This window comes from Streptomyces uncialis (assembly GCF_036250755.1).
GTDB lineage: Bacteria > Actinomycetota > Actinomycetes > Streptomycetales > Streptomycetaceae > Streptomyces > Streptomyces uncialis.
In genome coordinates, this window is record NZ_CP109583.1 from 6,824,154 (window position 1) to 6,842,903 (window position 18,750).

15 protein-coding genes are annotated in these 18,750 nt (G+C 74.1%); 5 read left to right on the forward strand and 10 right to left on the reverse strand.

Going from position 1 to position 18,750, the window contains the following annotated elements:
• Positions 1-13 precede the first annotated feature (13 nt).
• Positions 14-1,375: a glutamine synthetase family protein gene (locus OG711_RS28560; protein ID WP_073791459.1), complete on the reverse strand. Its 1,362-nt coding sequence runs from the start codon at positions 1,373-1,375 to the stop codon at positions 14-16.
• A gap of 326 nt (positions 1,376-1,701) precedes the next feature.
• On the opposite strand from OG711_RS28560, the gene OG711_RS28565 reads away from it, so the two are divergent.
• Together OG711_RS28565 and OG711_RS28570 are read left to right on the forward strand one after the other, a co-directional pair.
• Positions 1,702-2,505, forward strand: a complete 804-nt coding sequence (locus OG711_RS28565) for a DUF3105 domain-containing protein (RefSeq protein WP_329561324.1) — start codon at positions 1,702-1,704, stop codon at positions 2,503-2,505.
• Positions 2,502-3,137: a DUF305 domain-containing protein gene (locus OG711_RS28570; protein ID WP_073791453.1), complete on the forward strand. Its 636-nt coding sequence runs from the start codon at positions 2,502-2,504 to the stop codon at positions 3,135-3,137. The genes OG711_RS28565 and OG711_RS28570 overlap by 4 nt, the downstream gene beginning before the upstream one ends.
• Positions 3,138-3,164: 27 nt before the next feature.
• On the opposite strand, the gene OG711_RS28575 is transcribed toward OG711_RS28570, so the two are convergent.
• Entirely contained in the window at positions 3,165-3,602 is a 438-nt protein-coding gene (locus OG711_RS28575) for a VOC family protein (RefSeq protein WP_266514652.1), read from the reverse strand.
• 43 nt (positions 3,603-3,645) lie between these two features.
• Positions 3,646-4,158, reverse strand: coding sequence for a pyridoxamine 5'-phosphate oxidase family protein (locus OG711_RS28580; RefSeq protein ID WP_073791447.1), 513 nt, complete (start codon positions 4,156-4,158; stop codon positions 3,646-3,648).
• A gap of 329 nt (positions 4,159-4,487) precedes the next feature.
• On the opposite strand from OG711_RS28580, the gene OG711_RS28585 reads away from it, so the two are divergent.
• On the forward strand, positions 4,488-7,526 hold the full coding sequence (locus OG711_RS28585; protein WP_099284014.1) for a bifunctional [glutamine synthetase] adenylyltransferase/[glutamine synthetase]-adenylyl-L-tyrosine phosphorylase: 3,039 nt from the start codon (positions 4,488-4,490) through the stop codon (positions 7,524-7,526).
• Positions 7,527-7,989: 463 nt separating this feature from the next.
• On the opposite strand, the gene OG711_RS28590 is transcribed toward OG711_RS28585, so the two are convergent.
• Together OG711_RS28590 and OG711_RS28595 are read right to left on the reverse strand one after the other, a co-directional pair.
• Positions 7,990-8,925 carry a phosphatase PAP2 family protein gene (locus tag OG711_RS28590; RefSeq protein ID WP_329561329.1) on the reverse strand — a complete coding sequence of 312 codons (936 nt, stop codon included), beginning with the start codon at positions 8,923-8,925 and terminating at the stop codon, positions 7,990-7,992.
• A 103-nt stretch (positions 8,926-9,028) separates the two neighbouring features.
• A complete protein-coding gene (locus OG711_RS28595) occupies positions 9,029-10,069 on the reverse strand; it encodes a LacI family DNA-binding transcriptional regulator (protein ID WP_266518125.1) in 1,041 nt (346 codons plus the stop codon).
• Positions 10,070-10,577: 508 nt separating this feature from the next.
• Here OG711_RS28595 and OG711_RS28600 point away from each other — a divergent pair.
• Positions 10,578-12,251, forward strand: coding sequence for a glycoside hydrolase family 13 protein (locus OG711_RS28600; protein WP_329561331.1), 1,674 nt, complete (start codon positions 10,578-10,580; stop codon positions 12,249-12,251).
• Between the two features lie 92 nt (positions 12,252-12,343).
• Here OG711_RS28600 and OG711_RS28605 read toward each other — a convergent pair whose 3' ends face one another.
• From OG711_RS28605 to OG711_RS28615, 3 genes are all read right to left on the reverse strand, one after another.
• Positions 12,344-13,072, reverse strand: coding sequence for a TetR/AcrR family transcriptional regulator (locus OG711_RS28605; RefSeq protein WP_329561333.1), 729 nt, complete (start codon positions 13,070-13,072; stop codon positions 12,344-12,346).
• Positions 13,073-13,205: 133 nt separating this feature from the next.
• Entirely contained in the window at positions 13,206-14,270 is a 1,065-nt protein-coding gene (locus OG711_RS28610) for a PDR/VanB family oxidoreductase (RefSeq protein ID WP_329561335.1), read from the reverse strand.
• Complete coding sequence (locus tag OG711_RS28615) at positions 14,270-15,202, reverse strand: metal-dependent hydrolase (protein ID WP_266514636.1); 933 nt, start codon at positions 15,200-15,202, stop codon at positions 14,270-14,272. Before OG711_RS28615 ends, OG711_RS28610 begins: the two co-directional genes overlap by 1 nt.
• 201 nt (positions 15,203-15,403) lie before the next feature.
• Between OG711_RS28615 and OG711_RS28620 the strand changes: the two genes are divergently transcribed.
• Positions 15,404-15,970: a hypothetical protein gene (locus tag OG711_RS28620; protein WP_329561338.1), complete on the forward strand. Its 567-nt coding sequence runs from the start codon at positions 15,404-15,406 to the stop codon at positions 15,968-15,970.
• An 87-nt stretch (positions 15,971-16,057) separates the two neighbouring features.
• Here the strand turns inward: OG711_RS28620 and OG711_RS28625 are convergent, their stop codons facing one another.
• Together OG711_RS28625 and OG711_RS28630 are read right to left on the reverse strand one after the other, a co-directional pair.
• Complete coding sequence (locus OG711_RS28625) at positions 16,058-18,001, reverse strand: hypothetical protein (RefSeq protein WP_329561340.1); 1,944 nt, start codon at positions 17,999-18,001, stop codon at positions 16,058-16,060.
• Between the two features lie 72 nt (positions 18,002-18,073).
• Positions 18,074-18,658 carry a tetratricopeptide repeat protein gene (locus tag OG711_RS28630; protein WP_329561342.1) on the reverse strand — a complete coding sequence of 195 codons (585 nt, stop codon included), beginning with the start codon at positions 18,656-18,658 and terminating at the stop codon, positions 18,074-18,076.
• Positions 18,659-18,750 lie beyond the last annotated feature (92 nt).

Below are 18,750 nucleotides of genomic sequence, written 5' to 3' on the forward strand. Positions count from 1 at the left end.
GTGCCGTACGGGGCTACAGCACCGGCAGGTTCTTCCTCAGCTCGAACGCCGTCACCTCGGAGCGGTACTCCTCCCACTCCTGCTTCTTGTTGCGCAGGAAGAAGTCGTACACATGCTCGCCGAGCGTCTCGGCGACGAGTTCGCTGCGCTCCATCAGCCAGATCGCCTCGCCCAGGTTCTGCGGCAGCGGCTCGATGCCCATCGCGCGGCGCTCCGCGTCGGACAGCGCCCACACGTCGTCGTCGGCGCCCGGAGGCAGTTCGTAGCCCTCCTCGATGCCCCGCAGACCCGCGCCGAGCAGCACGGCGTACGCCAGGTACGGGTTGGCGCCGGAGTCCAGCGAACGGACCTCCACCCGCGCCGAACCGGTCTTCCCCGGCTTGTACATGGGCACCCGGATCAGCGCCGAACGGTTGTTGTGACCCCAGCAGATGTACGAGGGCGCCTCACCGCCCGCGCCCGCGGTGCGCTCCGAGCCGCCCCAGATCCGCTTGTACGAGTTGACCCACTGGTTGGTGACGGCGGAGATCTCCGCCGCGTGCCGCAGCAGCCCGGCGATGAAGGAACGGCCCACCTTGGACAGCTGGTACTCGGCGCCCGACTCGTAGAAGGCGTTGCGGTCGCCCTCGAACAGCGACAGATGGGTGTGCATCCCGGAACCGGGGTGCTCGGAGAACGGCTTCGGCATGAACGTGGCCTGCACGCCCTGCTCCAGCGCCACCTGCTTCATCACCAGCCGGAACGTCATGATGTTGTCGGCGGTCGACAGCGCGTCGGCGTACCGCAGATCGATCTCCTGCTGGCCGGGGGCGCCCTCGTGATGGCTGAACTCGACGGAGATGCCCATCGACTCCAGCATGGTGATGGCCTGCCGGCGGAAGTCCATACCGACGTTCTGCGGGGTGTGGTCGAAGTAGCCGGAGTTGTCGGCGGGCGTCGGCCGCGAGCCGTCCAGCGGCTTGTCCTTCAGCAGGAAGAACTCGATCTCCGGGTGCGTGTAGAACGTGAACCCGAGGTCGGACGCCTTCGCCAGCGCCCGCTTCAGCACGTACCGCGGGTCGGCGAACGACGGCGAGCCGTCCGGCATCAGGATGTCGCAGAACATCCGGGCCGTGCCCGGCGCCTCCGCGCGCCACGGCAGCACCTGGAACGTCCCCGGGTCCGGCTTGGCGATCATGTCCGACTCGTACACCCGGGCGAAGCCCTCGATGGCCGAGCCGTCGAAACCGATGCCCTCGTCGAACGCCTGCTCCAGCTCCGCGGGGGCGACCGCGACGGACTTCAGGAAGCCCAGCACATCCGTGAACCACAGGCGTACGAAACGGATGTCGCGCTCCTCCAGGGTCCGGAGCACGAATTCCTGCTGCTTGTCCATTGTCGACTTCCACCCATCCTTGCCGGTCAGGCCGCGTGCGCCGGGGCCGCGAGGGCGAGTCCGGGGCACGAGCATCCCACCACACGGTTTCCGGCACGTTGCGGACCTCCGTCGGACGCTCCGCGGCCGGGCCGTGTACCGCGGTCCTGTGCCCATACTGCCTGCTGATCCGGACGTCCGTAACGGCCGGGCCCACCGGCGGGTCCCTACCGGCCACCGCGTGGCCGCCACGCGCGGGTGATGTCCGGCCGATACGCCGACGGCGGACCCCGTCCGCACTACGATCAGCGGGCCCGTACGTCCCCGCAGGCCCCTAAGGACACCTCATGGGTTCCCCCACTCCTCCTCGCCCCGTCGACCCCCGGGCCCACATGGAGCAACTGCGCCGCGCCGAGCACGCCCGGCGGCGCCGCACCCGGGCCCTGCTGGCCGCGGGCGCCGCGGCCCTGGTCCTGACCCTCGGCGTGGGCGGCGCGCTGCTCGCGAACGCCACGGACAGCGGTGGCGGTGGCGACCGGGCCCCGGCGGCCCGCGACGGCGCCGCCCGGGAGGACTCCGGGGACGGGAAGAACCCCGGGGAGGCGCCGCACCCCGCGCACCCGGGCGAGGCGCACCCCGGGGAGACCACACCGGGAGAGGCCGCACCGGGCGGGACGGCGGCACCGGGGGAGGCGGCGAAGCCCCGGCCGCCCGCGGGTGTCCGCTCCTGGGACGCGTCGAAGCTCGGCCGCGACCATGTGAGCGGCAAGGTGTCCTACCCGATGACCCCGCCCGTCGGCGGCAACCACCACGACCGCTGGATGACCTGCGACGGCATCGTCTACGAGCGCCCCGTGCGCGACGAGAACGCGGTGCACTCCCTGGAGCACGGCGCCGTCTGGGTGACGTACTCCAAGAAGGCCCGCAAGGCCGACATCGCCGCGCTCGCCAACAAGGTCGGCAGGACCCCCTACACCCTGATGAGCCCGTACGACGGCCAGCGGGACCCGCTGACACTCACCGCCTGGGGCAAGCAGCTCAGCGTCGACAGCGGCAAGGACCCGGCCGTCGACCGGTTCCTCGCCGCGTACGTCCAGGGCCCGCAGACCCCCGAGAAGGGCGCCACCTGCTCGGGCGGGCTCACCCGGTGAGGCGCCCGGGGCCGTTCGTGTCGGCCGCCCTCGCCGCGGCGGCCGTACTGGCCGCGCTCACCGTGGCCACCGCCGCCTCCTCGGGCCCCGCCCCGGCGCCCGCGCCCGCCGCCACCGCCCCGGCCGACGGGTCCGCCGACGCGGGCTTCGCCCGGGACATGGCCGTCCACCACCAGCAGGCCGTCGAGATGGCGTACCTCGTCCGCGACCGCACCGACGACGAGGACATCCGCGTCCTCGCCTACGACATCGCCCAGACCCAGTCCACCCAGCGGGGCATGCTGCTGGGCTGGCTGGACCTGTGGGAGCTGCCGACGGTGTCCGCCCGGGAACCCATGGCGTGGATGGGCATGACCCCCGACCCGCGCGACGTACGGGACGGGGCGCTGATGCCCGGCATGGCCACCCGCGCCCAGCTCGACGAACTGCGCGCGGCCCGCGGGCGGACCGCCGAAGCGCTGTTCCTGCGGCTCATGACCGACCATCACCGCGGCGGGGTCCATATGGCCGAGGGCTGTGTCCGCTCCTGCGCGGTCCCCGTCGGGAAGCGGCTCGCGCGGGGCATGGTCGACGGCCAGCGGTCCGAGATCGCCCGGATGGACGAACTGCTGCGCGCCCGCGCCGGCGGCTGAACCGCACGGCGGCCCGGCGCGGTCCCGTCAGGCCGTGTCGCGCTGCCGGGCGAGCAGTTCGTGCAGCGGCTCGGCGATCCGGGCCCGGTACTCCTGCACGGCCCAGCCGTTCCCGTCGGGATCGGTGAAGTACAGGAACGTCGCGCCGTCGCTGTCGCCGTACCGCTCCGGCCCGGTGACCTCCAGGCCCCGCCCGGTCAGCTCCGCGCGCGCCGCCTCGATGTCCGTGACGACGAGCTGGAGCCCGTGGTACCCACCGGGCCGCGCCTGCCCGGTGGGGGACGGCACCCCGTCCGTCAGGGCGATGGAGCACCCCGAGCCGGGCGGGGTCAGCTGAACGACCCGTGCGCCCGGCATCACCTCCATGTCCAGATCGACATGGAAGCCGGCCTTGTCCCGGTAGAAGGCCAGCGACCGGTCCACGTCCGTGACGGGCACGGTGATCACTTCCAGCGTCCAGTCCATACCGAGATCCTCATCCTGTCGGGGCGGCCCCGGCGCCCAGGGATCAGCGCAGCCGCCAGCGGGTCTGGCCGGACGGGTCGCCCTTGGCGAAGGCGAAGACGGTACGGGGCGCCACCCCGAACACCCACGCGGCGCCGCCGTCCCCGCTGAACGCCCCGTCCCGTACGTCGAACTTCCAGAACGAACCGTACGTCGCCTCCCAGGCCCCCGCGAGAGCACGCAGCCGGTCCTCGTCGGTGATCCGCACGGCCGTCCCCTCGACCACCACGTCGCAGCCCTCGTCCCAGGCCGCGTCCCCGGTGGTCAGCACGACCTCCGCGTTCCGCGCCAGATTCAGCGCCTTGCGTTCGGCCGGGCCCGTCGCGAAGTGCAGCACGCCGTCGCGCCAGACGGCGATCAGCGGGGTGACATGCGGACGGCCGTCCGGACGCACGGTCGAGATCCAGAAGGTCCGGGGCGCGGACAGCAGTTCCTCCACCCTCGCCCACGAGGTGGGTTCGGCGTCGGGGCTGCTGAAGTCGGTGTTGAGTTCGGCGCGCGGCGCGTCGGCGTTCATGGTGCGGCTCCTCGGTGGGCCCGGGGACTTCGTCCGCCCGGGAGAACCCGGCGGCCCGTCGTGGTCGATGGGAGTCCCCGCACGGTGTGGACCGCGCGCACGGGCGGAACTCATCGGCCAGGACGTAGGCTCGGCGGTGACGACGCCGGACCGGGCCACGGTAACCACCGCGGACCCCGGCCGCGCCCGGAACAGGACACGGTGGCGGAATCACGCCGTGCCACGACCGGGAGCCGCACGGGCGGTGCCCGCGGCGGACGGGACACGAGAGAGGCGGCAGTTATGAGGGCCGGGGAGCCCGCGGGCACGGCGGTCAGGGGGCCGGGCGGATGACGGTGCCGCAAGGACGCCGGAGCAGCACCTTCACCCGGCTGCTGCGGCACGGCTTCACCGACCCCTCCACCGCCGAACGGCTGCTGGACGGCGAGGCGCTGGCCGCGGTACGAGCCGACCCGGTGCTGCTGGACGCGCTCGGCCGAGCCGCCGACCCGGACCTCGCGCTGCTGGGCCTCGTCCGGCTCGCCGAGGCCCAGCCCGACGCGCTCGCCCGCCGGGAACTGCTGGACACCCTGATCGCCGCGAAGCCCCTGCGGGACCGGCTGCTGGGGGTGCTCGGCGCGTCCGAGGCGCTCGCCGACCATCTGGCGCGCCACCCCCGCGACTGGCAGGCCCTCGTCACCTACGAGGCCCAGGACCTCCACCCCGGTGTCGAGGAGTTCACCCGGGGGCTCGCCGGAGCCACCGACCCGGTCTCCCTGCGGGTCGCCTACCGGCGCTGTCTGCTGTCGATCGCCGCCCGCGACGTGTGCGGGACCACCGACATCACCCAGACCGCCGCCGAACTCGCCGACCTCGCCACGGCCACCCTGCGCGCGGCCGTCGCCCTCGCCGCCGCCGCGGCCCCCGAGGACGCCGCCCTGTGCAGGCTCGCGGTCATCGCGATGGGCAAGTGCGGCGGCCATGAGCTGAACTACGTCTCCGACGTGGACGTCATCTTCGTCGCCGAACCCGCCGAACCGGCCGGGGACGACGGCGGAAACGGTCACGGCGACGGTCATGGCGGCGGCGGGGAGGCCGAGGCCCTGCGCGCCGCGACCCGGCTCGCCTCGCACATGATGCGGATCTGCTCCGAGACCACCGTCGAGGGCACCATCTGGCCCGTCGACGCCAACCTCCGCCCCGAGGGCCGCAACGGCCCCCTCGTCCGCACCCTCTCCAGCCATCTCGCCTACTACCAGCGCTGGGCCAAGACCTGGGAGTTCCAGGCCCTGCTGAAGGCCCGTCCGGTCGCCGGTGACCTGGAACTCGGCGCCCGGTACGTGGCCACCATCGCCCCCCTCGTCTGGCAGGCCGCCGAACGCGACAACTTCGTCGCCGACGTACAGAAGATGCGGCGCCGGGTGATCGAGAACATCCCGGCGGGCGAGGTCGACCGGGAACTGAAACTCGGCCCCGGCGGACTGCGCGACGTGGAGTTCGCCGTCCAGCTCCTCCAGCTCGTCCACGGCCGCGCCGACAGCTCCCTGCGCAGCGGCACCACCCTCGACGCGCTCGCCGCCCTCGCCCGCGGCGGCTACGTCGGCCGGGTCGACGCCACCCAGCTCGACGACGCCTACCGCTTCCTGCGCAGCCTCGAACACCGCATCCAGCTCTTCCGGCTGCGCCGCACCCATCTCGTCCCCGAGGACGACGCCGACCGGCGCCGCATCGGCCGCTCGCTGGGCATGCGCACCGAACCCCTCACCGACCTGGACCGGGCCTGGCGGCGCCACACCTCCGTCGTCCGCCGGCTGCACGAGAAGCTGTTCTACCGCCCGCTGCTCGACGCCGTCGCCCAGCTCGCCCCCGGTGAGACCCGGCTCAGCACCGGAGCCGCCCGCGAACGCCTGGTCGCCCTCGGCTACGCCGACCCCGCCGCCGCGCTGCGCCATCTGGAGGCCCTCGCCTCCGGAGTCAGCCGCAAGGCCGCCATCCAGCGCACCCTGCTGCCCGTGCTGCTCGGCTGGTTCGCGGACTCCGCCGACCCGGACGCCGGGCTGCTGAACTTCCGCAAGGTCTCCGACGCGCTCGGCAAGACACCCTGGTACCTGCGGCTGCTGCGCGACGAGGGCGCCGCCGCCGAGAACCTCGCCCGGGTGCTGTCCGCCGGACGGCTCGCCCCCGACCTGCTGATGCGGGCCCCCGAGGCGGTGGCCCTGCTCGGCGACCCGAGCGGGCTGCGCGTCCGGGACCGGGCCCCGCTGGAACAGGAGATGCTCGCCACCGTCCGCCGCGCCGACGGCGGCGAACAGGCCGTCCGCGCCGCCCGCGCCGTACGCCGCCGGGAGCTGTTCCGCACCACCGCCGCCGACATCGTCGCCTCCTACGGCACCGAGGACATGCCCGCCGTCGCCAACCAGGGCGCCCTCGTCGACCTCACCGGCGCCGCCGTGTCCGACCTCACCGCCGCGACCCTCGCGGGCACGCTGCGCGCGGTCGTCCAGGAGGGCTGGGGCGCGGAACTCCCCACCCGGTTCGCGATCATCGGGATGGGCCGTTTCGGCGGCCACGAACTGTCCTACGGGTCCGACGCCGACGTCCTGTTCGTCCACGCGCCCCGCGAGGGCGCGGACGAGCAGGAGGCCGCGAAGGCCGCGAGCGCCGTCGTCGCGGAGATGCGGCGGCTGCTCCAGCTCCCCAGCGCGGACCCGCCCCTGCTCATAGACGCGGACCTCCGTCCGGAGGGGAAGAACGGTCCGGTCGTACGGACCCTCAAGTCGTACGAGGCGTACTACCGCCGGTGGTCACTGGTCTGGGAGGCGCAGGCGCTGCTGCGCGCGGAACCCGTCGCCGGGGACGTGGAACTGGGCCGGGGCTTCATCGAACTCATCGACCCGCTGCGCTACCCCGAAGGGGGGCCCGGGCCGGACGCCGTACGGGAGATCCGGCGGCTCAAGGCCCGGATGGAGTCCGAGCGGATGCCGCGCGGGGCGGACCCCACGCTGCACACCAAGCTGGGGCGCGGCGGGCTGTCCGATGTCGAGTGGACCGTCCAGCTGATGCAGATGCGGCACGGGTGGGAGGTGCCGGCGCTGCGCACCACCCGGACCCGGGCGGGGCTCGCGGCGGCCCACGCGGCGGGGCTGCTGGCCGCGGAGGACGCGGAGGTGCTGGACGAGGCGTGGGTGCTGGCCTCGCGGGTGCGCAACGCGGTGATGCTGGTGCGGGGGCGGGCCGGGGACACGTTTCCGTCCGACGGGCGGGAGCTGGGGGCGGTGGGACGCTATCTCGGGTACGGGCCGGGGCAGGTGGGCGCGATGCTCGACGACTACCGCCGCGTGACCCGACGCGCCCGCGCCGTCGTCGACGCCCTCTTCTACGACTCGTAGAGGCTCGCCCCGCCGGGTTGCCTGTGCGGGGCGTACTTCGTTCCTGTGCCGTCGTTCGTGGGTTCGCGCAGTTCCCCGCGCCCCTTTGGGGCGCGTTCTGCCGGTTCTTCGGGTCGGTGCCGGTCGGGATTCTCCGTCCTCGATCCGACACGCTCGGTAACACGTCCAGTGACCCGACTGAAGAGCATCGGAGTCTGCGAGCAGAGATTCCCGCCCACCCCCTCCCGCAGCAGCGCGAGTGCGCGAGGAGGGTGCCGAAAAGCAACAGCAAGGGGCGGAGGCGCCCCCAAAGGGGCGCGGGGAACTGCGCAAAATCGAGGGCGGACCCGCACCCGAGAAGCGACCGTAAGGGGGCAGCACCTCAGGGGCGCGGGGAACTGCGCACCCCCGGACTACCTGTGCAGGGAAAAGTACGCCCAGCCGGACAGACCCAGGGCCCCCAGCCCGGGGAAACCGCGGGGGGTCAGCGGCGGGCCACCACGGAACCGCCGCCCGCCGGGAGCACCTCGCGGGGAAGGCGCGACGGCCACTCCCCGTACCACGCACGTGCCACCGCGTAGCCGAACGCGAGGCACACCATGCCGCCCACCGCGTCCAGCCAGAAGTGGTTCGCGGTCGCGACGATCACCACGAGCGTCACCACCGGGTACAGCAGCCCCAGCACCTTCGCCCACGGCACCTTCGCCAGGAAGAAGATCGTGAGCCCGCACCACAGCGACCACCCGATGTGCATGGACGGCATCGCGGCGTACTGGTTGGACATGTTCTTGAGGTCGCCGGAGGCCATGGAACCCCAGGTCTCATGGACCAGCACCGTGTCGATGAAGCCGCCCCCGGTCATCAGCCGGGGCGGCGCCAGGGGGTAGAGGTAGTACCCGAGCAGGGCCACCCCGGTCGTCGCGAACAGCACCGTGCGGGTCGCCGCGTACCGCCCGGGATGACTGCGGAACAGCCACACCAGCACACCGAGCGTCACGATGAAATGCAAGGTGGCGTAGTAGTAGTTCATGCCCACGATCAGCCACGTCACCGACTCCACCGCGTGGTTGACGGACTTCTCGAAGGCCAGCCCCATGCTCGCCTGTACGTCCCAGATCCACTCGGCGTTCGCCATGGCCTGGGCCTTCTGCTCCGGTACGGCGTTGCGTACCAGCGAGTAGGTCCAGTAGCTCACGGCGATCAGCAGGATCTCGAACCACAGCCGGGGCCTGCGTGGTGCCCGCATCCGGTCGAGCAGCGCCTGTCGCGAGAACCGTCCCGCCCGCCCGGACCCACCGGTCCGGTCGGATGCCGGGGACCCGTCCGTGAGGGGTGCGCCGCCGTCCCGGGGAACGGACTGCTGACCCCCGCTGGCGGCCCCCTGTCGGCCTTCCAGTTGTGTCACGGTCGTCTCACCCATGAGGGAAGAGTCTGCCAGATGATGTGTCACGTCTGATCATCCCCCGGACGGGTTCCCTCCGCATGCGCTCCCCCTCACGGACTACGACGCGCCCCCGACGCCGTCAGGGGGAATCCGCGCCACCGCCCCGGCGCGCCGACGCGGTGGAGCCCCGGACCACCAGCTCCGGCATGAAGACGTACTCGCCGTACGGCGCGGGCGTCCCCCCGATCTCCTCCAGCAGGGCCCGGACGGCCGCCTGGCCCATCGCGGTCACCGGCTTGCGGACCGTGGTCAGCGGGGGATCGGTGAACGCGATCAGCGGGGAGTCGTCGAACCCGACGACGGACACGTCGTCGGGGACCGCGAGACCGCGCTGCCGGGCGGCCCGCACCGCGCCGAGCGCCATCATGTCGCTGGCGCAGACGATCGCCGTGCAGTCCCGGTCCAGCAGCGCCCCGGCCGCCGCCTGCCCGCCCTCCAGGGTGTACAGGGAGTGCTGGACCAGCCGCGCGGTGATGTCGTCCTCGGCCGTCCCGAGCCGTTCGTGGAGCGCCTGGACGAACCCCTCGGTCTTCCGCTGCACCGGTACGTACCGCCGCGGGCCGAGGGCGAGCCCGATCCGGGTGTGGCCGAGGGCCACCAGATGGGTGACGGCCAGCCGGGTCGCCGCCCGGTCGTCGGGGGAGATGAAGGGCGCCCGCACCTTCGGCGAGAAGCCGTCCACCAGCACGAACGGCACCCCCTGGGCGCGCAGCCGCTCGTAGCGCGCCGGGTCGGCTGTGGTGTCCGCGTGCAGCCCCGAGACATAGATGATCCCGGCGACCCCCTGGTCGACCAGCATCGCGGTCAGCTCGTCCTCGGTGGAGCCGTCGGCGGTGCTGGTGACCAGGACCGGGGTGAGGCCCTGGCGGGTCAGGGCCTGGACGATCACCTGGGCCAGCGCCGGGAAGACCGGGTTGTCCAGCGCCGGGGTGACAAGTCCCACAAGTCCCGTACCGCGCCGGCGCAGCCTTACGGGGCGTTCGTAGCCGAGCACGTCGAGCGTCGCGAGCACGGACCGGCGGGTGGCCGCGGCGACCCCCGGCCGGTCGTTGAGCACCCGGCTGACGGTCGCCTCGCTGACCCCCGCCCGTGCCGCGATGTCGGCGAGCCGCGCGGTCACGGGCGGTGACGGCGCCGTCCGGGGGCGCGGGGGCCCGCCGGCCGGTCCGGGCGCGGGGGCGGCGGTACGCGGCGCGGGGGGCTGCTGGCTCATCGGGCTCCCTGGGAGGTGGGCGGTGCCGTCGCGGGCACGGTGGCCGGCCCGCCCGCCGTACCCGCTCAACGTATACGGGGCGGGCGGCAGTCGCCGCGCCCGGGACGGCAAGTCCTTGCGGATCGGCCAGAGTTCCTTGCGGATTCTTTCTGCAAGCACTTTCGTGGGTATGTCCTCGGGGTGACGCGCGTGTGTCCGGTGGCCCCGGCGGCCCGGTCTGCGGGGCTCCCCGCGGCCGGGGCGCCGACCGGGCCCGCGCGAGCCCCGACGAGCACCCACCTACGACGAGCCCTCGTCCCGACGGCTCCCCTCCACGGCCCGTACCCGCCCACGACGAGAACCCGGGTACGGGCGGACGCCCGCTCCCGGCACCGGCCGCCGGGCCGGACCCCCACCTCCGAGCAGTGAGGACACCATGAGCCAGCACACCGCAGACCAGCCGCGGACCGGTACGGCCGGGCCCGGCTGGTGGACGGAAGCGGTCATCTACCAGGTCTATCCCCGCAGTTTCGGCGACAGCGACGGCGACGGCATGGGCGATCTCGCGGGGGTGCGCGCCCGGCTGCCGTATCTGCGCGACCTCGGGGTCGACGCGGTGTGGCTGAGCCCCTTCTACGCCTCCCCGCAGGCCGACGCCGGGTACGACGTGGCCGACTACCGGGCCGTCGACCCCGTGTTCGGCACCCTCCAGGACGCGGACGAGCTGATCCGCGAGGCGCACGTCCAAGGGCTGCGGATCATCGTGGACCTGGTGCCCAACCACTCCTCCGACCGGCACGACTGGTTCGTCCGCGCACTCGCGGACGGCCCCGGCTCACCGCTGCGCGAGCGCTACCACTTCCGGCCCGGACGCGGCCGGGACAGTGAGCTGCCGCCCAACGACTGGGAGTCCGTGTTCGGCGGCCCCGCGTGGACCCGTACGGAGAATCCCGACGGCACCCCCGGCGACTGGTATCTGCATCTCTTCGCCCCCGAGCAGCCCGACTTCGACTGGGAGCACCCGGCCGTCGCCGACGAGTTCCGCTCCATCCTGCGCTTCTGGCTGGACCGGGGCGTCGACGGCTTCCGGGTCGATGTCGCCCATGGGCTGGTCAAGGCGCCGGGCCTGCCCGACCTCGGCGCGGGGGCCGGACGGGTGGGGCTGCTGGACGACGGTGTCCGGCCGTTCTTCGACCAGGAGGGTGTGCACGCCGTGTACCGCACCTGGCGGGCGCTGATCGAGGAGTACCCGGGCGAGCGGATCTTCGTCGCGGAGGCGTGGACCCCGACCGTGGAGCGCACCGCCCGCTACGTCCGTCCCGACGAGCTGCACCAGGCGTTCAACTTCCAGTACCTCACGACCCCGTGGGACGCGGTCGCGCTGCGGGAGGTCGTGGACCGGTCCCTCGACGCGATGCGGCCCGTCGGCGCCCCGGCCACCTGGGTGCTGTCCAACCACGATGTGACCCGGCACGCGACCCGCTTCGCCAACCCGCCCGGACTCGGCACCCAGCTCCGTACCGCCGGGGACCGCGCGCTCGGGCTGCGCCGGGCCCGCGCGGCGACCCTGCTGATGCTGGCGCTGCCCGGGTCCGCGTATGTCTACCAGGGCGAGGAACTGGGGCTGCCGGACGTGGTCGACCTGCCCGACGAGGTCCGCCAGGACCCGTCGTTCTTCCGGAGCGCCGGACAGGACGGCCTCCGTGACGGCTGCCGGGTGCCGATCCCCTGGACCACCGACGGCCCTTCCCACGGCTTCGGCCCGGCCGGTTCCTGGCTGCCGCAGCCGGGGGAGTGGGGCGCCCTGAGCGTCCAGGCGCAGACCGGGGTCACGGGCTCGACGCTGGAGCTGTACCGCGCGGCCCTCGCGGCCCGGCGCGCCCATCCGGCGCTCGGCGCGGGGGACCGGGTCGAGTGGCTGTCCGCCCCGGACGGTGTGCTGGCCTTCCGCCGGACGGCCGGGGACCGGGTGCTGACCTGCGCGGCCAACATCAGCGGCGCCGCCGTCCCCTACCCGGCCCCGGGCGAGGTGCTCCTGGCCAGCGCGGAACTCCCGGACCCGGGCACGCTGCCCCTCGACACCACGGTCTGGTGGTCGTCCGCGTCCTGACGCCGGGCCGCCCGTCCTGGGTCCCGGGGCGGGCGGACCCTCGTCCGGGTGGCTGGCGGAACGATTCTCCAGACCGGGTGTCCGTCGGACCCTCAGGGAGCCGCGGGCGGGGTGAGCGCGACCAGGCGGCCCACCAGTTCACCGAACGGGCCGTCGGCGGGCTCGTCGGCGAGGATGCGCACCAGGATGCCCGCCATCTCCGCGTCGTACGCGGAGCTGACGGCGGTGAGCGCCGCGAAGTCGTGGACGAGCTGCAACTCCAGCTCATGGCGCGGGATCTGCCGCTTGTCCAGCCAGATCAGCGCCGTCGACTCGGCCAGCGAGATCCATGACCGGATCACCAGCTCCAGCCGGGGCGGCGGGTCCGCCACGTCCATATGCGTGAGGATCTGCTCGTACGCGGCCTGCCGCACCGAGTCGATGAGCGCGTTCGTCGCCGAGAGGGTGTTCACCGGCACCGACTCGCCCATCGAGACGGCCGGTCCGCCGCGCATCAGCGCGGAGAAACCGGGCCCGTGCTCGTCCACGAAGTCGAAGAAGCGGCGCATCACCCGCAGCAACCGGACCCCGAGCGACCCTTCGTGGGGCTCCTGGAACCGGGCCGCGAGATCCTCGGCGGCCCGGGTCAGCGCCGCCTCGTAGAGGCTCAGCTTGCCCGGGAAGTAGTGGTACACCAGCGGGCGGGATATGCCCGCGGCGGCGGCTATCTCGTCGATGGAGACCTCGTCGGGCGAACGGCGGCTGAACAGTTCGAGGGCGACCCCGATCAGCTGCTGCCGCCGTTCCTCGACACCCATCCTGCGGCGCACCCCGGTTGTCATGGGAACACCCTAGCGGCAGCCCCCGGGCCGCCCCGGCCCAGGTGACGCACCATGGCCGGACCCCGCGCGTCCCCGTCGCACCCGCCGCCACAGAAGCCCTCCGGCGCCCCCGGCGCGCGGAGTTCCGCGCAGGTCACAGGTCCAGCGCGAGGCGACCGCCCCGGGCCCGGGAGACGCACAGCAGCATCGATCCGGCGCGTTCGGCGTCGGTGAGCAGGGTGTCCCGGTGGTCGACCCGGCCCTCCAGCACACGTTGCCGGCAGGTCCCGCAGAACCCCTGCTCGCAGGAGTACGGGGTGTCGGGGAGCACCGCGCGGACGGCCGCCAGCGCGGTGGAGTCCGCGGGGACCCGTACGGTCCGCCCGCTGCGCCGCAGCTCCACCTCGAACTCCGTGTCCTCGCCGCCGGGCTCGGCGGACGCGGTGAACCGCTCGCGGTGCGGCGCGCAGCCGGCGGGCAGCGCCCGCGCGACCGCGTCCATCAGCCCGGCCGGACCGCAGACCTGGACGGCGGTGCCCGGCGCGATGTCCCGGAACAGGGCTTCGAGCGGCGGCCGTCCGGGGCCGTCGGACACCGTGACCCGGCCCCGGCCCGCGTCCAGCCGCCCGATCTCGTCCAGGAACGGCATCGACGCCCGGCCGCGCCCCCGGTACAGCAGCCGCCAGGGGGTGCCCGCCGCGTCCAGCGCCCGCAGCATCGGCAGCAGCGGGGTGATCCCGATACCGCCCGCCACCAGGAGGTGTTCCGGGGCGTCGGCGAGCGGGAACCGGTTGCGCGGCCCGCGCACCTCCACCTCGCTGCCCGCGCGCAGCAGTTCATGCGCCTCGCGGGAACCGCCGCGCCCGTCGGCGACGAGCCGTACGGCGACGGTGTACGCGGTGCGGTCGGCGGGGTCCCCGCACAACGAGTACGAGCGGACCCGCCCGGACGGCAGCACCAGGTCCAGATGCGCGCCCGGCTCCCACCCGGGCAGCGCGGCCCCTTCGAGCCGCAGCAGCACCACCCCGTCCGCGATCCGCTCGTGCCGGGTGACCAGCAGCCGCAGCGCCCGGGAGCGGGGCCGCCCGGAGACCGGCTCCTCCAGCGCGGGCAGCGGCCACAGCGGCGAGGCCCCGATCCGGCGGCGCAGCGCGCGGCGGACCAGCAGCGCGGAGCCGGTGGCGGCGAGCGCGGCGAGCGGCAGCCGCGGGCCCGGCATCAGCCCGCGTCCTTTCCCATGGCCGCGTCGGCGGCGCGGGCGGCGGGGGAGGACGCGAGATAGGCGAGGGCCTGTGCGGTGCTGCACTCGTGCGAGGGGTGGTAGTCGCGGCGCAGATAGCCGGGCACCGAACGCAGCAGGGCCCCGGTGCCGGGCAGGAGACCCGCGCGCCCCCGGCGGTGGAAGTCCATGAGGGACGCCTTCGCGGTGCCGCCCGGACCGCGGTCCAGCGTCGGATCGTTGGCCAGGAAGAACCGTATGCCGCGCTGCCACAGGAACATCAGCGCCCCGAACGCCAGCGCCCAGGTGCGGGCCCGCCGCGCGTACGCCCCGTCGATGTGCGCGAACAGGTCGAAGGCGACCGACCGGTGCTCGACCTCCTCGGCGCCGTGCCAGCGCAGCAGGTCCAGCATGGTGGGGTCGGCGCCCGCGCGGTCGAGCGCGTCGGCGTTCAGCACCCAGTCGCCGAGGAACGCGGTGTAGTGCTCGATCGCCGCGATGAGCGCGACCCGCTCCCGCAGCCACCACCAGCGCGGACGGCCCGGCGGCAGGGTCCGGTCCCCGAGCAGCTTCTCGAACATCCAGTCCACCTGCGCGGTGTACGGGGTGGGGTCGAGCCCCTGCTCCCGCAGATGCGGCAGCACCTCGTCATGGGCCTGCGCGTGCATCGCCTCCTGCCCGATGAACCCGATGACGTCCGCCCGCAGCGCGTCGTCATGGATGTACGGCAGCACCTGTTTGTACACATGGACGAACCACCGCTCACCGGCGGGCAGCAGCAGATGCAGCACATTGACGGTATGGGTGGTGAACGGGTCCCCCGGAACCCAGTGCAGGGGGGTGTCCGCCCAGGAGAACGACACCCTGCGGGGCCTCGGCGGGGCGTGCCCGGACTCGACGGGCCCAGGGCGCCGGATCGGCTTGTTGGACATGGTGTCAATGTACTGACGGGTAAATGGGCGGCGCCAGACCCCCGGAGCCGGATTCTCGCCGGACCGCTCCGCGCACCCCCGCCCCATGATGAAGTACTCCCTGTCCCAGGACAGTTGTTCCCGGACAGCGCGTTCCCGGACGCGTCCGACCCCTCACCCCCACGTTCACCCCACCCCCCCACACCCTGGAGTGCGCGAGCAGTGAGCACCTTCCAACTCCATCTGCGCCGGGCGGCGGCCGACGCCGTCGCCCGGTTCCCCGCCACGAGCGTCCCCGAGATATACGTCGTCTCCTTCCATGTCCGCCGCCTCGGGCACGACCCCCGCCGCCCCTGCCTCACCATCGGCTGGAACACCGAGAGCAAGTACCGCGCCGAACTCGCCCGCCGCGGCCCCGAGGAGGCCCGCTGGAACCACGCCCACTGGCTCCAGGACGGCTTCGAGCGCTTCGGCAACACCCCCGACGACCCGGTCGGCGGCGCCCTGTTCGTCGACGAGGCGAAACGCCTCGGGCACTGGTACGAGGACGGTGAGGACATCACCGACGACGAGAAGGACGACTGCGCGGAGGAACTCTGCGGACAGTTCGCCACCGTGTGCGTCGATGTCGCCCGCCACCTCCACACCTCGGGCCTGCTGGCCGGGGTGCTGGGCCGCCCCGTCCCCGTCGCCCTCTACGACCCCGACCTGCCCGGCTGGGACATCGAGGCCACCCGCGCCGCCAACCCCCCGGCCCTGGCCGCCCCCTACCTCGACTCCGCCCCCTGAGCCGAGACCCGGCCGACAGCGTGAGGCGGGTGGGGAGCCCTCCGGCTCCCCACCCGCCTCATCCGTCCCGCCCTGCCGCTGCCCAGGTCAGTGCAGCGCGTCGATCTTCGTACCGTCCTCGCCCCGCCCGGTCAGCGCGGCCTGCGCACCCTCCTGGGCGGGGACCGCCAGCACGTTCCCCGGCGCCTGCCCGGTCACATCGCCGCGCGCCGACAGCTCCGTCACACCCTTGCTCCCGGCGGCCACCAGGTACCAGGACCCGGCCGTCGACTTCCACAGCACCCCGGCCAGCACCCGCGCCTGCCGCGGGGAACACGCGGGCGAGTCCACGGACTGCGCCGCCACCGCCGCGACCGGCTTGCCCGGCGCCAGCACCTGCGCCAGCACCCGGCTCCCGCCGCCCCGCCAGGTGTCGGCCCGGGTGCACAGCCACGACGCCTGGCCGTTGCCCTCCGGCAGCGGCTGACTCGCGTACGTCCAGGAGTTCACCGTACGCACCCCCTGCCCCCGCACCGCCGCCAGCGAACACGCCGCGGGCGCCCACTCGGCCAGCGCCTCGGCACCCGCCGCGTCCCGCGCCGCCCCCGGCCGCCCCGACGTCAGCCGGGCCGGCGTCAGCTCACCCAGATCGCTCATCAGCCGCTTCGGCCCGCCACCGGACACCTGGAGGACGTTCCACGAGGAGCACATCCCCGTCTTCGGGTCCGGCTGCCCGGGACCGGCCATCGGGTCCGTCACCCCGTCCGCCGACCGCCGCAACGCCACCGGTCCGGTACCGGGCGTCCGCAGATCCCGCACCGCCGTACCGCTCACCCAGGGCGCCGTCAGATACCGCACATTGCCGTCCGTGCGGCCGAGCACCAGCGCCACCGCCTCGGCCGCGCCCGCGCCGTCCACCCGGGCGAAGTCGAGCGCCGCCCCCTCCGAGCCCTCCACCGGCTCCGCGTACCGCACGATCCGCAGCCCGTCGTGCAGCAGCACCACCCGCGCGCCGTCCACCTCACCCGCGTACAGCAACTGCGCCGGACCGGGCGCCGCGCCCGATGCGGTACCCGGGGTCGCCGACACCCGCACCGACGTACCCGGCCGCGCCCACACCGCCAACGCCCTTCGCAACAGCGCCCGGTCACCGGTGAGCGCGCCCCGGGCGGGCCACACCGAGAAGTCCGTGCGCGGCGAGGTACGCCACGCGGCGGACCCCGCCTCGGTGAGCAGCGCCGGGTCCAGCGCCGCCTCACCCGCCGGGTTCTTCGCGTACGGAGGCGCCGCCGCGCCGTCCGGGCCCCAGCCCTCGCCGGGCATCCCGAGGAGCGCGCCGCACACCACGGTCGCCGCCGCGGCCACCGCCGCCGCCCGCAGATGCTGACGCCTGCGCACCAGGTCCGTGGGCCGCGCCTGGAGCACACACGGATCGAACTCCGGCGCCTCCAGCAGCGCGTACCGCCGCGCCACCTCGTCCGCCTCGTCCAGCGCGTCGTCCGGATCCTCCGCGCCCGCCGCCGACAGCAGGTTCCGGACCTCGTCGTCCGTCAGCCCCTCCAGACCCCGCAGCACGTACGCGGCCCGGCCCGGCGCGGTCAGCGCCGAAAGGTCCTGGTCCAGCGCGAGTTCGTCGGCGCCGCCGGAACGGGGGAACAGCCGCAGCCCCCACACCTGCGGCAGCCCGGGCCACAGCCGCGCCCGCTTGGGCAGCGCGAACCGCTTCAGCGGCAGATCCGCCTCCAGCGCCGCCCGCAGCACCCGCAGCCGTACGAACGCGTACCCCGGATCGGCGCCCCGGGCGTCACCGGAACGCCGGGCGGCCACCACCCCCGCCGTACCGCTCCCGCCCCGGCCCCGGGGCAGGCCGCGCTGCACCAGCGCGTGGGCCGTCAGTACCCGGCGGTGGCGGCCGAGACGCGGCGGCAGCACCAGATAGGCGAGGCGGGCGAGCCGGGGATAGTGCTCGACGAGCGCGGCTTCGGCCCGCTCCACGTCGGCGGCCGGTCCGGCCGGGCGGTCGGGGCGGGTGACGACATCCTGTGACTGCACGATCAGCGCAACGAACGAGACGGGGGATGGTCACCCGCCCGCCACGGACGGGGGACCGCCCCGCCGCCGGGATCAGGAAGCGGCCGGAGCGTTCAGCCCGCGCGCGTAGTGCCGCAACGACCGCTGATAGCGCGGCAGATGCGGGGCGAGCGCGCCGAGCGCCAGCGCCAGCGCCTCGCGCTCCCGGCCCGTGTCGGCGAGACACAGCCCGAGGAACGCCCGCACCGCGTCGTCCAACTCGTCCGGCTCGGCGTCCAGTTCCGGGGAGAGCAGGGCGACACCCTCCTCGGGGCGGCCCAGGTTCCGCAGCGAACTCGCGAGCTGGATCTTGGCACGGCGGCGCCGGACACCCTCCACCCCGCGCTCCAGCGCCAGCCGGTACAGCGGCACCGCCCGGTCGGGACGCCCCGTCGAGTCGAACGCCCCGGCCCGCTCGAACGCCGCCACCGCGCTGTCCGGCGGGAGTTCGGCGGCCAGCGCGTCGATCAGCGCCCGGAACTGCGGCGCGGGCAGCGCGTCCAGCCGCGACCAGGCGGCGGCCAGCCGCTGCTCCCAGGCGAGACCGGGCTCCTGGTCCGCCGTGCTCCGCCGCACGGTCCCCGTGGCCGCGCCGACGCCGTCCGCGGTGCCGCGGCCCGCGCTCCCGTTCCCGCTCATCGGTCCCCTTCCCTGGTCCACCAGGTCACCTTCGCACACCCGTACCCCGGGGACGTCCGGATTCGGCCCATGATCGTCGAGGCCCTTCCCAC

Bases quoted from the DNA above. Each gene is read 5' to 3' on its own strand.
- OG711_RS28615 (WP_266514636.1), bottom strand. From the start codon at position 15,202: ATGTCCAACAAGCCGATCCGGCGCCCTGGGCCCGTCGAGTCCGGGCAC.
- OG711_RS28585 (WP_099284014.1), top strand. From the start codon at position 4,488: ATGACGGTGCCGCAAGGACGCCGGAGCAGCACCTTCACCCGGCTGCTG.
- OG711_RS28560 (WP_073791459.1), bottom strand. From the start codon at position 1,375: ATGGACAAGCAGCAGGAATTCGTGCTCCGGACCCTGGAGGAGCGCGAC.
- OG711_RS28580 (WP_073791447.1), bottom strand. From the start codon at position 4,158: ATGAACGCCGACGCGCCGCGCGCCGAACTCAACACCGACTTCAGCAGC.
- OG711_RS28600 (WP_329561331.1), top strand. From the start codon at position 10,578: ATGAGCCAGCACACCGCAGACCAGCCGCGGACCGGTACGGCCGGGCCC.
- OG711_RS28630 (WP_329561342.1), bottom strand. From the start codon at position 18,658: ATGAGCGGGAACGGGAGCGCGGGCCGCGGCACCGCGGACGGCGTCGGC.
- OG711_RS28565 (WP_329561324.1), top strand. From the start codon at position 1,702: ATGGGTTCCCCCACTCCTCCTCGCCCCGTCGACCCCCGGGCCCACATG.
- OG711_RS28575 (WP_266514652.1), bottom strand. From the start codon at position 3,602: ATGGACTGGACGCTGGAAGTGATCACCGTGCCCGTCACGGACGTGGAC.
- OG711_RS28610 (WP_329561335.1), bottom strand. From the start codon at position 14,270: ATGCCGGGCCCGCGGCTGCCGCTCGCCGCGCTCGCCGCCACCGGCTCC.
- OG711_RS28605 (WP_329561333.1), bottom strand. From the start codon at position 13,072: ATGACAACCGGGGTGCGCCGCAGGATGGGTGTCGAGGAACGGCGGCAG.
- OG711_RS28590 (WP_329561329.1), bottom strand. From the start codon at position 8,925: ATGGGTGAGACGACCGTGACACAACTGGAAGGCCGACAGGGGGCCGCC.